The sequence below is a fragment of the Achromobacter sp. SIMBA_011 genome (assembly GCF_046535435.1).
Lineage (GTDB): Bacteria > Pseudomonadota > Gammaproteobacteria > Burkholderiales > Burkholderiaceae_B > Achromobacter > Achromobacter dolens.
In genome coordinates this window covers 1,180,747-1,197,138 of record NZ_JAWRWN010000001.1, presented here as the reverse complement: position 1 = coordinate 1,197,138, position 16,392 = coordinate 1,180,747, and the positions used below count along the sequence as shown (strand labels likewise).

15 protein-coding genes are annotated in these 16,392 nt (G+C 68.3%); 12 read left to right on the top strand and 3 right to left on the bottom strand.

Annotation, left to right across the window (positions count from 1 at the left end):
- Window positions 1-9: 9 nt before the first annotated feature.
- The 6 genes from SB816_RS05520 to SB816_RS05495 all read left to right on the top strand — a co-directional run bounded on the left by SB816_RS05520 (window position 10) and on the right by SB816_RS05495 (window position 6,546).
- Window positions 10-825 carry an IclR family transcriptional regulator gene (locus SB816_RS05520; RefSeq protein WP_054415082.1) on the top strand — a complete coding sequence of 272 codons (816 nt, stop codon included), beginning with the start codon at window positions 10-12 and terminating at the stop codon, window positions 823-825.
- A 213-nt stretch (window positions 826-1,038) separates the two neighbouring features.
- Window positions 1,039-2,046: a phosphate/phosphite/phosphonate ABC transporter substrate-binding protein gene (gene phnD / locus SB816_RS05515; RefSeq protein WP_054500713.1), complete on the top strand. Its 1,008-nt coding sequence runs from the start codon at window positions 1,039-1,041 to the stop codon at window positions 2,044-2,046.
- 5 nt (window positions 2,047-2,051) lie between these two features.
- Window positions 2,052-2,822: a phosphonate ABC transporter ATP-binding protein gene (gene phnC / locus SB816_RS05510; protein WP_049076126.1), complete on the top strand. Its 771-nt coding sequence runs from the start codon at window positions 2,052-2,054 to the stop codon at window positions 2,820-2,822.
- The gene (phnE, locus tag SB816_RS05505) at window positions 2,822-3,721 is read left to right on the top strand and encodes a phosphonate ABC transporter, permease protein PhnE (protein WP_026384726.1); all 900 of its coding nucleotides are present in this window, start codon (window positions 2,822-2,824) and stop codon (window positions 3,719-3,721) included. Before phnC ends, phnE (SB816_RS05505) begins: the two co-directional genes overlap by 1 nt.
- Window positions 3,718-4,542 carry a phosphonate ABC transporter, permease protein PhnE gene (phnE, locus tag SB816_RS05500; RefSeq protein ID WP_054415075.1) on the top strand — a complete coding sequence of 275 codons (825 nt, stop codon included), beginning with the start codon at window positions 3,718-3,720 and terminating at the stop codon, window positions 4,540-4,542. Before phnE (SB816_RS05505) ends, phnE (SB816_RS05500) begins: the two co-directional genes overlap by 4 nt.
- A 345-nt stretch (window positions 4,543-4,887) precedes the next feature.
- Window positions 4,888-6,546: a CYTH and CHAD domain-containing protein gene (locus SB816_RS05495; RefSeq protein WP_144655533.1), complete on the top strand. Its 1,659-nt coding sequence runs from the start codon at window positions 4,888-4,890 to the stop codon at window positions 6,544-6,546.
- A gap of 133 nt (window positions 6,547-6,679) precedes the next feature.
- On the opposite strand, the gene ftsY is transcribed toward SB816_RS05495, so the two are convergent.
- A complete protein-coding gene (ftsY, locus tag SB816_RS05490; RefSeq protein WP_410546598.1) occupies window positions 6,680-8,113 on the bottom strand; it encodes a signal recognition particle-docking protein FtsY in 1,434 nt (477 codons plus the stop codon).
- Between ftsY and rsmD the strand changes: the two genes are divergently transcribed.
- The 4 genes from rsmD (at window position 8,112) to SB816_RS05470 (ending at window position 10,885) form a co-directional block, all read left to right on the top strand.
- Window positions 8,112-8,678: a 16S rRNA (guanine(966)-N(2))-methyltransferase RsmD gene (gene rsmD / locus SB816_RS05485; RefSeq protein ID WP_054500709.1), complete on the top strand. Its 567-nt coding sequence runs from the start codon at window positions 8,112-8,114 to the stop codon at window positions 8,676-8,678. The genes ftsY and rsmD overlap by 2 nt on opposite strands.
- Window positions 8,679-8,736: 58 nt before the next feature.
- Window positions 8,737-9,240 (top strand): pantetheine-phosphate adenylyltransferase, encoded by a 504-nt coding sequence (gene coaD, locus SB816_RS05480; protein ID WP_006385942.1) that lies wholly within the window; start codon window positions 8,737-8,739, stop codon window positions 9,238-9,240.
- Window positions 9,241-9,416: 176 nt separating this feature from the next.
- Window positions 9,417-9,668 carry a YfhL family 4Fe-4S dicluster ferredoxin gene (locus tag SB816_RS05475; RefSeq protein WP_006391351.1) on the top strand — a complete coding sequence of 84 codons (252 nt, stop codon included), beginning with the start codon at window positions 9,417-9,419 and terminating at the stop codon, window positions 9,666-9,668.
- A complete protein-coding gene (locus SB816_RS05470) occupies window positions 9,665-10,885 on the top strand; it encodes a benzoate/H(+) symporter BenE family transporter (protein WP_049076138.1) in 1,221 nt (406 codons plus the stop codon). Before SB816_RS05475 ends, SB816_RS05470 begins: the two co-directional genes overlap by 4 nt.
- Window positions 10,886-10,958: 73 nt before the next feature.
- Here SB816_RS05470 and SB816_RS05465 read toward each other — a convergent pair whose 3' ends face one another.
- Both SB816_RS05465 and SB816_RS05460 read right to left on the bottom strand, forming a co-directional pair.
- Window positions 10,959-11,345: an MOSC N-terminal beta barrel domain-containing protein gene (locus SB816_RS05465; protein WP_054500708.1), complete on the bottom strand. Its 387-nt coding sequence runs from the start codon at window positions 11,343-11,345 to the stop codon at window positions 10,959-10,961.
- Window positions 11,342-13,840, bottom strand: coding sequence for an AsmA family protein (locus SB816_RS05460; RefSeq protein WP_064523562.1), 2,499 nt, complete (start codon window positions 13,838-13,840; stop codon window positions 11,342-11,344). The genes SB816_RS05465 and SB816_RS05460 overlap by 4 nt, the downstream gene beginning before the upstream one ends.
- A 336-nt stretch (window positions 13,841-14,176) precedes the next feature.
- Here SB816_RS05460 and SB816_RS05455 point away from each other — a divergent pair, with 336 nt between their 5' ends.
- Both SB816_RS05455 and SB816_RS05450 read left to right on the top strand, forming a co-directional pair.
- A complete protein-coding gene (locus SB816_RS05455) occupies window positions 14,177-15,775 on the top strand; it encodes an MDR family MFS transporter (protein ID WP_054500706.1) in 1,599 nt (532 codons plus the stop codon).
- 3 nt (window positions 15,776-15,778) lie between these two features.
- The gene (locus tag SB816_RS05450; RefSeq protein ID WP_054500705.1) at window positions 15,779-16,225 is read left to right on the top strand and encodes a MarR family winged helix-turn-helix transcriptional regulator; all 447 of its coding nucleotides are present in this window, start codon (window positions 15,779-15,781) and stop codon (window positions 16,223-16,225) included.
- The last annotated feature ends 167 nt before the right edge of the window (window positions 16,226-16,392 follow it).

Here is a 16,392-nt window from a genome sequence, read left to right as displayed (position 1 = left end):
GCACCCACCGTGGCCACCACCAAACCCGCCGCCCCCGCCGCCAATGACGGCCGCCGCAGCATCCAGTCCATCGAAGTGGGCGTGCCGCTGCTGGCCGCCCTGGTCGACGCCGCCAAGCCGCTGACCCTGCGCGATCTGGCCGCCGGCGCCGGCATGACCTCGGCCAAGGCCCACCCCTACCTGGTGAGCTTCATCCGGGTCGGCCTGGTGCAGCAGGACAGCATCACCGGCCAGTACGAGCTGGGGCCGTTCGCGCTGCAGATGGGCCTGGTTAGCCTGCAGCGGCTGGATCCGGTGCGCATCGCCATGCCCGAGATCGCCAAACTGCAATCCGAGATCGGCCACACGCTGGGCATCGCGGTGCTGGGCTCGCACGGCCCTACCATGATCCACATGACCGAGGCCAGCTATCCGGTGCACGTGAACATGCGCAAGGGCACCGTGATGTCGATGCTGCACACCGCCACCGGCCTGGTGTTCGCGGCCTGGCTGCCGCCCAAGGTCAGCGAGCACTACATCGCCCGCGAGGAAGGCGATACGGCGGTGATCTCCAGCGTGTCGCCGCCGCGCAAGGTCAGCCGCGCCAACATCGAGGCGCAACTGGCGGACATCCGCGTGCACGGCATGGCGCGCGCCCTGGGCAACCCGCTGCCGGGCGTCGACGCCCTGTCGGTGCCCGTGTTCGACAACACCGGCAACATCGTGCTGGCGCTGACCAGCCTGGGCCCCACCGGCCTGTTCGACGTGTCCTGGGACGGCGCCATCGCCCGTCCGTTGCTGGCCTGCGCGCACGAGATCTCGCGCAAGCTGGGCTACCGCGCCTGACCTTCCCTCCTCCCGCCTGACCCGCAAGCCGCGCGACGGATCCGCCGATTCGCTCGCGCGGCCGTCGCGCCGTTCGCGCATAAACGAACTCAAAGCGAACAAAACGAACAAAACCCGAAAAGAAACACAGGGACTTTCCCGAGTGTGCCCCTGGCGCTTGTATGTTTGAATTCAGTTACCAGTCATATTCAGACCTATAAGAGGAGACATACGATGCGCGCATTGCGTCACCTGCAAGCGGCCTCGCTGGCCGCGCTCGTGTTCGGAACGTTCGGAGCGTCCGCCGCCCACGCCGCCGACGCCTGCCCCAACCGGGGCGACCTGGACCAGAACTACTGCGACGCCAACAAGGACCTGGTGGCCGACACGCCCACCGATCCGGCCAAGCTCAAGACGCCGTCGACGCTGGTGTTCACCTACACCCCGGTGGAAGACCCCGCGGTGTATGAAGACATCTTCAAGCCGTTCACCAAGCACCTGTCCGAATGCACCGGCAAGCGCGTGGTGTTCTACCAGGTGCAGAGCAACGCCGCCGAAATCGAGGCCATGCGCTCGGGCCGCCTGCACGTGGGCGGCTTCTCCACCGGCCCCACCGCCTTCGCCGTGAACATCGCCGGCGCGGTGCCGTTCGCCGTCAAGGGCTACGCCGACGGCTTCCAGGGCTACAACCTGATCGTCATCGTCAAGAAGGACAGCCCGTACCAGAAGCTCACCGACCTCAAGGGCAAGAAGCTGGCGCACACCGCGCCGTCGTCGAACTCCGGCCACATGGCGCCCGTGGCGCTGTTTCCCAAGGAAGGCCTGACGCCCGACAAGGACTACAAGGTGGTGTTCTCGGGCAAGCACGACCAGTCCGTCATGGGCGTGAACTCGGGCGACTACGACGCCGCCGCCGTGGCCTCGGACGTGTTCAAGCGCATGATCGAGCGCGGCCAGGTCAAGGAAGCCGACTTCCGCGTCATCTACAAGAGCGAGAAATTCCCCACCTCGTCGTTCGCCTACGCGCACGACCTGGAGCCGAAGTTCCGCGACCAGATGCTCAAGTGCTTCTACGACTACCGCTTCCCGGCCGAGATGTCCAAGGCCTTCGACGGCGCCGACCGCTTCTACCCGGTGACCTACCAGAAGGACTGGGCCATCGTGCGCCAGGTCGCCGAATCCGGCGGCGAAAGCTTCAACCGCGCCGCCTACGACCGCGAATCCGCCAAGAGCAAGAAGTAATCAGCATGACGACGTCGCTACGCATTTCCGGCCTGGTCAAGGAATACCGGGCCGGCCGGCCGGTACTGAACGGCATCGACCTGCAGATCGCGGGACGCGGCCTGACCGCCATCATCGGCCCCTCGGGCACCGGCAAGAGCACGCTCCTGCGCTGCATCAACCGGCTGATCGAGCCCACCCGCGGCGAGATCGTGCTGGAGTCCGGCGATGGCGCGGTCGACCTGGCCCGGGTGCGTGGCGCGTCGCTGCGGCGCGCGCGCCGACGCATCGGCATGGTGTTCCAGGAATACAACCTGGTCGAACGCCTGACCGTGATGGAAAACCTGCTGACCGGACGGCTGGGCTACACCGGCGCCTTCAAGGCCTGGACCCGCCGCTTCGAGGCCGAGGACATCGAGCACGCCTACCAACTGCTCGACACCGTGGGCCTGGCGGGCTTTGCCGACCAGCGCGCCGACGCGCTGTCGGGCGGCCAGCGCCAGCGCGTGGGCATCGCCCGCGCCCTGATGCAGCGCCCGCAGTTGCTGCTGGCCGATGAGCCGACCTCGTCGCTCGACCCCAAGACCTCGGTCGAGATCATGGAGCTGCTGGCGGCGCAGGGCGACGCCAGCGGCATCCCCGTCATCGTCAACATCCATGACGTCGAACTGGCGCGGCGCTACGCCGGCCGCATCGTCGGCATGTCCGGCGGACACGTGGTCTACGACGGCAACGGCCAAGGCCTGGACGCCGCCATGCTCAAGACCATCTACGGAGGCGAGTCTTGGCTGGCGTAATGACTCCGCGTTCGTCCCATCCGCGTCCCTTCGCGCTGTCCGGCCGCGCCAAGGCCGGCGTGCTGCTGCTGGTGCTGTACACCGTGTATGCGGCCGCGCAACTGGACTTCAGTTGGGCCCGCTTCGAAAGCGGCATGGGCCACGCCTCGACCTTCCTGGCGCGCATGTTCCCGCCCAATTTCGAGAAGCCCGCCACGCTGTGGAAGGGCATCGCCGAGAGCCTGGAGATCGCCGTGCTGGCCTCGGTGCTGGGCATCCTGTTCGCGCTGCCCGTGGGCCTGCTGGGCGCGCGCAACCTGATGCCGGCGTGGGTCTCGTGGCCCGCCCGCTCGATCGTGGCGCTGTGCCGCGCGCTGCATCCGGTGATCGTCGCCATCCTGTTCGTCAAGGCCGTGGGCTTTGGCGCGCTGGCCGGCATCCTGGCGTTGACGGTGGCCTCGATCGGCTTCATCGGCAAGCTGTTCACCGAGGCCATTGAGGAAATCTCGCTCAAGCAGGTCGAAGCGGTGCGCGCCACCGGCGCCTCGTTCGCCAACGTGCTCGCCTTTGGCGTGCTGCCGCAGGTGTTCGCGCGCTTCATCGGCTTTGCCACCTACCAGTTCGACTCGAACCTGCGCAACTCGACCATGGTCGGCATCGTCGGCGCCGGCGGCGTGGGCGGCACGCTGTTCTCGGCCTTCCAGCGCTTCGACTACGACTTCGTCAGCGCCATCCTGCTGACGCTCATCGCCATCATCATGCTGGGCGAGATCCTGGCGGGCTTCGTGCGCGCCGTGTTCCTGGACAACCTGGGCTTCGACCGCATCCTGCAGGGCCGCTTCGCCGGCGCGCGCGGCATCGGTTCGAGCGCCTCGAAGGCGGCCTACCAGGCCGCGCGCAAGGCGGAGGCGGATCAATGAACACGCACGCCCCCACCCTGCCCGCCGCCAACGCGCCGCGCGTCTGGCACCGCTACAGCCTGGGCCAGCGGCTGCTGCGCTTCGCCCTCTACCTGCTGCTGGTGGCCGCCATCGTGCAGGCCATCCGCGGCGTCGAGATCATCCCGGAGTTCCTGTACGACGCGCCGGAACAGATGGCCGACCTGTTCCAGCGCATGTGGCCGGTGGACTGGGCCCACTATCGCGGCGGCGTGCACGACGCGCTGATCGAGACCCTGCACATCGCCACGCTCGGCACCATCCTGTCGGTCATCATGGCGGTGCCGGTGGGCCTGCTGGCGGCCAACAACCTCACGCCCAGCAAGACCATCAACATGCTCGCGCGCCTGGTCCTGGTGTCGAGCCGCTCGGTCAACTCGCTGGTCTGGGCGCTGCTGTTCATCGCCATCTTCGGCCCCGGCGCGCTGGCCGGCACGCTGGCCATCGCGTTCCGTTCCATCGGCTTCGTCGGCAAGCTGGTGGGCGAAGCCATCGAGGAAGCGCAGCGCGGCCCGATCGAGGCCGTCACCGCCACCGGCGCCAGCAAGGCCTCGGTGATCTGGTACGCCTACTGGCCGCAGATCCGCCCGGCGTTCTGGTCGATCGTGCTGCTGCGCTGGGACATCAACGTGCGCGAATCGGCCGTGCTTGGCCTGGTGGGCGCCGGCGGCATCGGCATGGCGCTGGACACCGCCCTCAATCTGTTCCAGTGGGACCGCGTGGCGCTGGTGCTGGCCGCCATCTTCGTGGTGGTGGTGCTGGCCGAGATCCTCATCACCCAGGCGCGCAAGCGCATCCTCTGACGCGCCCGCAACCGACGTTCCTTTGCGCCGCCCGGCAACGGGCGGTTTTTTTTGGCCGCCTCGCGCGGGGCTGCATGCCACCCCGCGCACCCGGACCGCCGAGGCACGCCCCGCCCCGGATTTACAATCCGACAGCCCCCCACGGCGCGTCTCTGCCTGTCCAGGTCATTGAGCGGACGCAATCGAAGCGGAAAATATCCCGCGCCTGACGCGGGAACGATTGTTGATGCACCGCAACCACGTCTATGCTCCGTGTGGGCGTTTGTGAAATAAATATGACCGGTCATCAAACCGCCCCTCCCGTTTGATTAAGATCTCGGCTTTTGCCGTTGGACACCCGCCGCCATGTCGGAACAGGAACTGAAACTGCACGTGCCCACGGCTTCGCGCCAGGCCGTGCTGCGAGAGATCAAGCAACGCGAGGCGACGCGCATCCGCCTGCATGCGATGTATTTCGACACGCCCGAGCGTGAACTGGCCCGCGCGCGCATCGCCATCCGCCTGCGCCAGGAAGGCCGCGACTGGGTGCAGACGCTGAAGATGCCCGGCATCAACGCCATCACCCGCATCGAACTGAACCACCCGCGCCCGGGCCCCGTGCTCGACCTGTCGGTCTACGCCGGCACCGAGGTCGAGGCCGCGCTGGCCGCCGTCAAGGGCGAACTCGGCCTGCGCTATGAAACCGACGTGCAGCGCATGCTGCGCAAGGTGCGCACGCGCTACGGCACCGTCGAACTGGCCTACGACACCGGCATCCTGCGCGCCGGCGCGCTGGAACTGCCGATCTCCGAACTTGAATTCGAACTGGTCTCGGGCCGCCCCGCCGCCATCTTCGCGGTCGCGCGCGGCTGGCAGCAACGCCACAACCTGGTGCTGGACCCGCGCAGCAAGTCCGAGCGCGGCGACGCGCTGGCGCAATTGGCGCAGCGCCTGGCCGACGTCGACGCCGTCCCGGGCGACGACCTCGACAGCCGCCGCGCCCAGGCCATCGCGCTGTTCTGGGCGCCGCGCGGCGCCGCGTCCGTCAAGCTGCGCGAGGACATGACGGCGGCGCAGGCCATGGGCCGCATCGCCGCCGAATGCCTCGACCAGATCGCCCGCAACGCGGCCGTGCTGGCCGAAGTCGACACCGAAGGCGTGTACCGCGCCGGCAATTCCGAGCACGTGCACCAGTTGCGCGTCGGCATCCGCCGCCTGCGCTCGGCCTGGAAGCTGTTCGACGGCTGGATCGGGCCGATCCCCGACGCCATCATGCAGGGCGTGCGCGCCCACTTCGCCGCCTTCGGCGCCAACCGCGACCAGGACGTGCTGAACGAAACCGTGGCGCCCGCGCTGATGCGCGCCGGCATGCCGGTCATCCCGATGGAGGCCGCGCCGCCCGAACAGGACGCGCGCGCCATCGCCGGCGGCAAGGCCTTCCAGGCCTGGCTGCTGGAACTGCTGGAATGGAGCCTGGACGTGCCGCCCGCGCAGCCCACCAGCGACGGCCTGCCCGTCGCCAACGGCATGCCCAGCGACGCGGCGCCCGAACCCGCCATCCGCCTGGAAGGCGGCATCGCCGGTCCCAGCGTCAAGCCCACCATCATCCCCATGCTGGCGCCCGAGCCCGATCCGCAGCAACTGCACAAGCAGTTGGCGCGGCGCCTGCACCGCTGGCACAGCAAGGTGGCCGACCAGGGCACCCAGTTCGCCACGCTCGACATCCCCACGCGCCATGAGCTGCGCAAGCGCGGCAAGCGCCTGCGCTACAGCCTGGCCTTCGCCGAATCGCTGCTGCCCCCGAGCAAGCTGCGCGGCTACCGCAAGCTGCTATCGCGGGTGCAGGACATCCTGGGCGAGATCAACGACCTGGCCGTGGCCAAGGACTACTACGAGTCGTGTACGGCCACGCATCCGCAGGCCTGGTTCGCGCTGGGCTGGATCAGCGCGCGCCTGGAAGAGCTGGCGGTGGATGCCCAACAGGCATTCGACGACCTGGCCGGCAGCAAGCCGTTCTGGAAATAAGGCGGCGCGATCCTTCGGGGATTGCGTTTCCGCCCGCCGCAAACACCGCGCCCCACGCCTGCGATGCAGCAGACGTGGGGCGCGGTGTTTTCAGCTCCGGGCGCGAGGCCCGTGCCGGTATCAGCGGGACGGATCAGTCGGCCAGCAAGGCGCCGGCGAATTCGTCGGCCACGAACGGCTGCAGGTCTTCCAGGCTTTCGCCCACGCCGATCCAGTACACCGGGATCGGCCGCACGCCCTGGCTGCCCGCCGCCACCGCCGCCAGCGTGCCGCCCTTGGCGGTGCCGTCCAGCTTGGTCACGACCAGGCCCGTCAGGTTGATGGCCGCATCGAACGCGCGGATCTGCGCCAATGCGTTCTGGCCGGTATTGCCGTCCACCACCAGCAGCACCTCGTGCGGCGCGGCCGGATCGGCCTTGGCGATGACGCGGCGGATCTTCTTCAGTTCTTCCATCAGGTGCAACTGGGTCGGCAGGCGGCCGGCCGTGTCCACCATCACCACGCCCATGCCGCGCGCGCGGCCGGCGTTGACCGAGTCGAACGCCACCGCCGCCGGGTCGCCGCCATCCTGCGAGATCACGGTGACGTTGTTGCGGCTGCCCCATTCGATCAGTTGCTCGCGCGCGGCGGCGCGGAACGTGTCGCCCGCGGCCAGCAGCACGCTGGCGCCCTGGCGCTGGAAGGTGTGCGCCAGTTTGCCGATGGACGTGGTCTTGCCGGCGCCGTTGACGCCCGCGATCATCACCACCAGCGGCTGCGCGCGCTTCAGGTCAAAGGCGCGCTCCAGCGGACGCAGGTGATCGGCCAGCAACTGGCGCAGCGCGGCCTTGACCTTGGCGGGGTCCTCGATGCGCTCTTTCTTGACCCGCGCGCGCAGCGCGGTCAGCAGCTTCTCGGTGGCTTCCAGGCCGGCATCGGCCATAATGAGCGCCGATTCGAGTTCCTCGAACAGGTTCTCGTCGACCTTGACGCCGACGAAGATGCCGCCAATGCTCTGGCCGGTGCGCGACAAGCCCTGCTTGAGCCGCGACAGCCAGGACGCCTTCTTGGGCGCGGCTTCCGGTTCGGGCGCGGCGGGCGCCGGCGCGATGGCGGCGGGGGCAGCGGCGACCGGGGCCGGAGGCGTGACGGCGGGCGGCGATGCCACCACCGGCGCGGGTGCAACCGGCGGCGGGGCAACGGCCGGCGCGGCGGCGTTGGGCGTCACGGCCGGCGCGGCAGCCACGGGCGCGGAAGCGGGTGCGGCGGAAGCAGGTGTGGAAGCGGGCGTGGCAGCAGGCGCAACCACGGGCGCCGAGGCCTGCGGCTGCGGCACCACGGCCGGCGACGGTTGCGGCACGCTGGCCGACGCCGGCGCGGGCACCTCGGCGGACGGCACCGGCAGGGTCACCTCTGGCGTCGCGACGGGCGCGAATTCGCGCGCCGGAACGGCGGGTTCGACGGGCTGGGCGGGGACCTCGGCCTCGGCTTGCGGCGCGATCCCGGCATCCACCTGCTCCGGCGGCGGCGCGGGCTGGGCCGGCGCGGCGGGCGGAGGGGATTTTTTCTTGAAGAAGCGGCTAAACATGGGTAACAAGTATATTCGTATCGTCGGGGGCCAATACCGGCGCACCCCTATCGTCGTGCCCGACGTGGAGACGCTCCGCCCGACGCCCGACCGGGTGCGGGAAACGCTGTTCAACTGGCTCAATCACCTGTGGGGCGGCGAATTCGCCGACAAGCAGGTGCTGGATCTGTTCGCCGGCAGCGGCGCCCTGGGCTTCGAGGCGGCCTCGCGCGGCGTGGCGCACGTGCAGATGGTGGAACGCGACAAGACTGCCGCGTCCGCGCTGCGGACACTGCGCGACAAGCTCAAAGCCGACATGATACGCATCCATGTGGGCGATGCGATGCAGGTCGTCGAAAGAATGGATGCGTCCCGCTTTGACCTCATCCTGTTGGATCCCCCCTTCGGACAGGGCTGGCTGCCGCGCCTGTGGCCCATCCTGCCCGGCATTCTGGCCGAGGGCGGATTGGTCTACGTCGAGGCCGAAAGCCCCATCGAAGCGCCCGACGGCTTCGAGATCCTGCGCCAGGACAAGGCAGGCGCGGTCCACTACCATCTGCTGGAATTTGCTGCATTGCGCAAATAGATCAATAATCCGAGCTTCGGAGGATGGTGTACACCACTAATAACGGTACGGAGCTCGCATGATCATCGCTGTTTACCCCGGCACTTTCGACCCGCTGACCAGAGGCCACGAAGACCTGGTCCGCCGCGCCGCCACGCTTTTCGACAAAGTCGTCGTCGGCATCGCGCACAGCCGCAACAAGAAGCCCTTCTTCAGCATCGACGAGCGCGTGGATATCGCGCGCGAAGTGCTGGGGCACTATCCCAACGTGGAAGTGCAGAGCTTCGGCGGCCTGCTCAAGGACTTCGTGCGCGACCAGGGCGGGCGCGTGATCGTGCGCGGCCTGCGCGCCGTGTCCGACTTCGAATACGAATTCCAGATGGCCGGCATGAACCGCCATCTGCTGCCCGACGTCGAAACGCTATTCATGACGCCGTCGGATCAATACCAGTTCATCTCCGGCACCATCGTGCGCGAAATCGCCCAGTTGGGCGGCGACGTCAGCAAGTTCGTGTTCCCCTCGGTGGAACGCTGGCTGCAGGAAAAGGCCAAGGAACGCCGCGAGCAATCCTGGCCGGGCTGAGCGCTGCCGCTCCCCGCCTCACCGAACCCTCCCGGAGGGCGCCTTGTGCGCCCTCCCTGCGTTTTGGCGGACGGCAAGCGCCGGGATGGGCAGGTCGGCGCCAGGGGCTTGCCGGGCGCCCGTCGGGCCCGGCAGTACAATTGCAGTATCCCTGCCGGATTCCGTAGCCCCTCATCATGGCCCTGACCATCACCGAAGAATGCATCAATTGCGACGTTTGCGAGCCCCAGTGCCCGAACGACGCGATTTCCATGGGCGAGGATTACTACGTCATCGACCCTGACCGCTGCACGGAATGCGTCGGCCATCACGACGAGCCGCAATGCAAGGTCGTCTGTCCGGTCGAATGCATCGAGCTGCACCCGCAATGGAATGAAGGCCAGGAACAGCTGATGGCCAAGTACCGCCGCCTGACCGGTGCCGCATGAGCGACACCGCGCAACCCGTCTTCGATCCCCCCGCCACCCGCCCCAACGCCCGCCGCGACCTGTCCGCCTCCGCGATCGCGGCCGGCCTGGTCGCCGTGCTGGTCAGCTTCGGCGGCACCGCCGTGCTGATGGTGCAGGCCGGCCATGCCGCCGGCCTGGACGCCGCCCGCATCGGCTCCTGGATCGGCTCGCTCAGCCTGGTGCTGGGCCTGGGCGGCGCGGCCTACAGCCTGCGCACCGGCCTGCCCATCGTCATGGCCTGGTCCACGCCCGGCGCGGCCCTGCTGGTGACCGCGCTGGCCGGCGTGCCATTCCCCGAAGCCATCGGCGCCTTCGTGCTGGCCGCCGCGCTGACGCTGGCCTGCGGCCTGTTCGGCTGGATCGATCCCATCCTGCGCCGCATTCCCGGCGAAGTCGCCGCCGCCATGCTGGCCGGCGTGCTGCTCAACTTCGGCATGGGCATCTTCACCAACGTCGGCAAGCAGCCGGCGCTGGTGCTGGCCATGTGCGCCGCCTACCTGGTGTGCCGGCGCTGGGCGCCGCGCTACGCGGTGCTGGTGGTGATGGCCGTGGCGGTCGCCATGGCGGCCGGCCTGGGCTTGATGCGGGTCGACCAGCTCGACTGGCACCTGACCGAGTTCGTCTGGACCACGCCTGTCTTCAGCATGCAGGCCGCGATCAGCCTGGGCGTGCCGCTGTTCGTGGTGGCGATGGCCTCGCAGAACCTGCCCGGCCTGGCCATCCTGCAGGCCGCCGGCTACCGTCCGCCGGCCTCGCGGCTGGTCGCCGCCACCGGCTTGCTCGGCCTGCTGGCAGCGCCCTTCGGCGCCCACAGCGTCACGCTGGGCGCGATCAGCGCGGCCATCTGCACCGGCCCCGAAGCGCACGCCGAACCGTCCAAGCGCTACATCGCCGCGGCCACCTACGGCGTCAGCTATTTCGCGCTGAGCATCGTCGCCGGCGCGGTGGCGGTGTTCTTCCAGGCGCTGCCGGCCGCGCTGCTGGCGGCGCTGGCCGGCCTCGCGCTGCTGGGCACCATCATGGGCGGCATGGCCGCCGCCATGGCCAACCCGCAACGGCGCGAAGCCGCGCTCATCACGCTGCTGGCGACGGCCTCGGGCTTCAGTTTCTGGGGTATCGGTTCGGCCTTCTGGGGCCTGGTGGCGGGCCTGCTGGCCCACACCGTGTTCGAATACAAACGCAGGCCGGCGGCCTGAAGCAGCCGCTTCATGCGTTGCCGATGACAAGCGCGTCGCGCAGCGGCGCGCCCTCGGATTTCCCGCGCCAGGCTCAGTCCGGCCAGACCGACACAGGCGTGTCCGGATGCACCTTCAGGATGCGGCACGGCACCTGCACGAAATTCGAGATCCAGGCGGCGGCCAGCTCGCCTTCGTCGACCACGTCGATGACCTGCTCGCCGACCTTCATGCTGTAGCGCACGCTGTCGTCGTCCTCGATCACGTCCAGCGGAATATCCATGCGCAGCATGCCGGGCGCGCGCAGCACCAGGTAGCCCAGGCGCAGTTCCACCGCCACATCGGCCAGCCGCGGGCACAGCTCGCGGTTGAGCCATTGGCCCGAATCGTTGGCCACCAGCCATTGGCGATGATACGGCGCGGCCTCGGCCTGCGCCGTCACGCCGCACTGGGCGATGGGCTGGAAGGTGGCGGCGCTCATTTGCCCAGCAGGCCCTTCAGGGCCTTGTCCACCGCCGCGCCGCCCTTGCCCTTGCCGGTCACGGCTTCACGCAGCTTGTTTTCCAGGCTGCGCTTGAGGATGCCGGCGACGGCGTCCTTCCACAGCAGCGTGTAGGTGGGCTTCTCGAACGGACCACGCACGTGCACCGGAATCGTCACGTCCTTCAGGTCGATCAATTCCTTGCCTTCCGGGTCGGCCGCCGGATTGACGACGCGCGCGCGCGCCACCAGGTCCAGCTCGCTCTTGACGAAGTCGATGGTGGCCGGCTCGCCCTGCGTCACGCGCAACAGCGGCGACACGACGTTCAGGCGCTTGACGCTCGCCACGCCCTTGGTGAAGGCCAGGTCCGCATCCATTTCCGAGAACGCGGTCTGCTTGCTGGTGTCGGCCGCCACCGTTTCGTCCTGCGACTCGGGCTTGAGCGCGGCCTTCAGCTCGCGCAGCGTCTGCGTCAGGTTGATGCCCTTGACCGCGCCGTCGCGCAGCCGCACCTGCAGCGTGCCGCCCAGGCCGCTCTTCATGGCGTAGGCGTTGGCCCCGGCGGTCTTCAGATCCAGCGCCAGGCTGCCGGTGCCGCTCAGCACGTTACGCTGCGCCAGGTCCACCAGCAGCGGTTCGATCGAAATGCCCGCCAGCGACATCTTGGTCGCCAACTGGTTGCCCTGCGCCGCGTCCACCGACAGCGCGCCGGCCAGCTTGCCGCCGTACAGGCCGGCGGTCAGGCTGGAGATATCGAGCTTGCCGCGGTCCAGCTTGACGGCGGCGGCGACGTCATCGGCCTTCAGGCCGCGCACCACCAGCTTGCCGACCTTGAGCGTGCCGTTCACGCTCGGGCCGACCAGCGCCGACAGGTTGATCGAATCATCCGCGGGCGCGGCCGGCGCCGGCGCAACCGGCTTGTTCTCGTCCTTCTTGCCGTCGGCGGGCGGCTTGGCCGGCGCGGCCGCGGCCGCCGGCGGCACCAGCTTGTCCAGGTCCAGCGTATCCACGGCCAGCGCGAAATTCACCTGCGGCGCATCGCTCAGCTTGGCGATGTCGGCGGTCAGGTCGAACTTGCCGCCTTCGAGCACCGCGTTGATCTTGCTGCTGGCCGTGTCCTTGGTCAGATCGACATTGAGGCTGCCGATCACGGGAATCTGCAGGCTGCCCTTGGGCAGGCCTGGGTCGGTGATGTTGACATCGCCGCGCAGCGCCGCCAGGCTGCCCTGGCGCTGCAGCAGGTTCAGCGACAGCGGCGAGGCGAAGGTCAGCTTGACCACGCGCTCGCCCTTCTTGGAGGTGCTGTCGAGCTTGGCTTCCTTGATGTCGAGTTCGGTGGCGTTGCCGCTGATGCCGTTCAGGCCGAAGCTGGCATCCAGCCCGCTGATGCGCACGCGGCCGGTCAGCGCCTCGCCCGTGGCCTGCGTCGGCGAAATGTTCAGCGCCGGCGCGTCCACGGCGAATTCGAACGGGCCGTCGGCCACGCCGCCCTTGGCGCGCACCGCCAGCTTCTCGATCTGCAACTGGCTCTTGTGCGGGTCGATCGACAGCTTGGGCATGGCCACGCTGGCGTCCACGTTGGTGGCGCGCGCGGCCGGATCGGTGACGTCGCCCTGGAACACGACTTCCAGCCCGGCCACGTCCAGCGCCGACTTCTGGCCGTTGAACGCCAGGTTGCCGCGCATCGCCAGGCTCTTGGCCTCGGCGCCCGGCAGCTTGCCGTCCATGCGCAGATCGAGCTTCTGCGCCGCGTAGCGCTTGGCGGACGGGTCTAGCGTCAGCAACGCCTGGCCGGTCAGGTTGGCGTCGATGCGCGGGTTGCCGCCTTCCAGGCGCGCCGTCAGGCGCACGTCGAACGGCTGGTTGAAGGTGACGCGGCCGGTATTGGCGTTGATCTTGGTCACGGCCACCGCCATGCCCGACATCTCATCCTGCAGCAGCACCTCGCCATCCTTCAGGTCGAGGCCGGCGATGTCGATCTGCATGTTGTTGCGCGACGGCGGCAGCGCGCCGCTGGTCAGCGCTTGCGCGGCGGTCTGCGCCGCCCCCGCGAGGGCCTCGGCGGGATTGGCGGGCGTAGCCACCACAGGCGCGGTGCCGCCGACCAGGTTGCTGAAATTGAACTGGCCGTCCTTGCCCCGCACCAGGCGCGCCTTGAAGCCGCTGATGGCGACATGGTCCACCACGAAACTGTTGGACAGCAGCGGCCACACGGCCACCGCCAGGCGGGTGCTCTCGATGGAGGCGAAGGTCTCGGTGCTATTGACCTCGGACAGCGACACGCCCTGCACCGACAGGCCGATGCGCGGGAACAGCGACAGCTCGATCTCGCCGTCGATCGTGAGCGTGCGGTGATAGCGTTCCTGGACCAGCTCTTCGAGCTTGTACTTGTACGCGTTGGGGTCGAACGTCAGCAGAAAGATGGCCAGGCCAACGACGGCCACGACAACCAACACCACCAGGCCTATCAGAATGCGCTTGAACCACGTTTTCATTGCCGCCCCGTCGGTACCTCGACTGGTAATCCTTGAATGCCATCCGCCGCGTCCGGCGCGGGAATGGCGCTATGCCGTCGCGCCCGGCGCGAGGCTTACTGATTTATCCGTCTTCGATCGCGTGCCGCCGCGTGCGTCAGGCCAGGGGCCGATACGCCAAGCGGAGAGGAACTGCCATGGAAAGACCTGCTGAAGACGCCAGCATGACCAGCGTGCACATACCGCTATCGTAACAAATCGGGCCCACCTGCGCGCCGGGCGCAAAACTGACGGTTTTCTGTCTTGCGGATTGTAGAGCTAGAATGATTGACCCATCAATCATTGATACATCCAACAATGCCCGCCCCCGCCCCCAGCACCCCTTATTCGCCCGGCCAGGTGCTCCCCTTCCGGCAGACCCTGCTCGCCATGCTGGGCATGTGCTTCGTCATGATGATGGTGGCCATCGACCAGACCGTGGTGGGCACCGCGCTGCCCACCATCGTGGCCGAGCTCAAGGGCTTCGAGCTGTACGCGTGGGTGGCGACGTCCTACCTGCTGACCTCGGTCATCACCGTGCCGATCTTCGGCCGGCTGGGCGACTACTATGGCCGCAAGCCCTTCGTGGTGGCGGCGATCGTGCTGTTCACGCTGGCCTCGGTGCTGTGCGGCGCGGCCGACAGCATGTTCACGCTGGTGCTGGCGCGGGCCCTGCAGGGCGTGGGCGGCGGCATGCTGGTGGGCACCGCCTTCGCCTCCATCCCCGACCTGTTCCCGGACCCGCACGTGCGGCTGCGCTGGCAGGTCATGCTCAGTTCGGCCTTCGGCATCGCCAACGCGGTCGGGCCGACGCTGGGCGGCGCGCTGACCGAGCACTATGGCTGGCGCTCGGTGTTCTACGTCAACCTGCCCATCGGCATCCTCGGCCTCTGGTTCGTCGCGCGCTACCTGCCGCACCTGCGCAATCACACCACCGGCAAGGTGCGCCTGGACTGGCAGGGCGCGCTGCTGATCGCCGCCGCGCTGGGCGGCCTGCAACTGCTGGTGGAACTGCTGCCCAAGGAAGGCCTGAGCGCCACCATCGTGCTGCTGGGCGCCGGCAGCGCCGCCGCCTTCGGCCTGCTGTACTGGTGGGAGCGGCGCTGCCCGCATCCGCTGCTGCCGTTCGACATGTTTCGCAACCGCGGCCTGGCGATGCTGTTCATACTGGCGCTGCTGGTGGGCGTGACCATGTATTCGCTGCTGTTCTACGCACCGCTGCTGCTGCAGGGCGGCTTCGGCCTGTCGCCGCAGGACGCCGGGCTGCTGATCACGCCGATGGTGGTCTTCATCACCGTGGGCAGCATCATCAACGGCCGCATCATCACCCGCATCCGCAACCCCAACCGCATGCTGTACGCGGGCTTCATCCTGATGGCGCTATCCTGTATGGGCATCGTCACCACCCACAACTACACGCCGCACGGCCTGATTGCCGCCTACATGCTGATGGCCGGCCTCGGCATGGGCTTCATCATGCCCAACCTGACCGTGTTCGCGCAGCAGACCGCCGGCCGCAGCCACCTGGGCATCGCCACCGCGCTGCTGCAATCGCTGCGCATGATCGGCGGCATGCTCGGCACCGCCGTGGTCGGCACCATGGTCAACCACAGCTATTTCAGCGGCGTTGAATCGACGCTGCGCGGCGCCTCGGCGCGCTGGCTGCCGCAACTGGACGACCCGCAGATGCTGGTCAATCCCCAGGCCCAGACGCAGTTCCTGGCACAATTGGCGCATCAAGGCCAGGATGGAACGTCGCTGATCGAGATCGCGCGGGTGGCGCTGGTCGGCGCCATCCACGAGGGGCAACTCATCGCCCTGGCGGTCGCGGTGCTGGCGCTGTGGTGCGTGCGGCGCGTCCCCCTGGTGCAATTGGCGCGCGTCTCCAAGCCGGAGCCCGCCAGCGTCGGAGAGTAGCTTTTGCCCAAACAACAACAGGGCCTGCAGGTCATCCAGCACATGGGCCAGACCTACCGCGTCATGCAGAGCGCCTTCAGCGGCCGGGTCGGCCACGCGCTGCCGCGCTGGCGCATCCTGCTGGCATTGCATGAATGCGGCCAGTGCTCGCAGAAGCACCTGGCCGAGCGCTGCCGCCTCGATCCCGCCTCGCTCACCCGCCAGTTGCAGGCCATGCAGAAACTCGGCTGGATCGCGCGCGCCGTGGATCCGAACGACAACCGGCTGACCAACGCCCGCCTCACGCCGGCCGGCCAGGCCGTGGTCGACGAGGCCCTGCCCAAGCGGGCGGCCTTCTTCGACGAATCGCTCAAGGGCCTGTCGGCCGCCGACATCGACACGCTGAACCGGGTGCTGAACGTGCTGGAAGAAAACTTCCTGCGCGCGGCGGGTGGCGGCAAGGGCGAATAACGGCGCCGGGGCCGCCCGTGGCCGCGGTGCAAGCCCTCAGGCAAAGGCCTTCCCACCGGCGCCGCTTCGCGCGGGCAATATGCCCATCATCGGTCCGTGACGTTGACACTCGGAAACGTTATTGAATAACATTCAATCAATCTATTGATTGTTGTTCACTTGCCGGA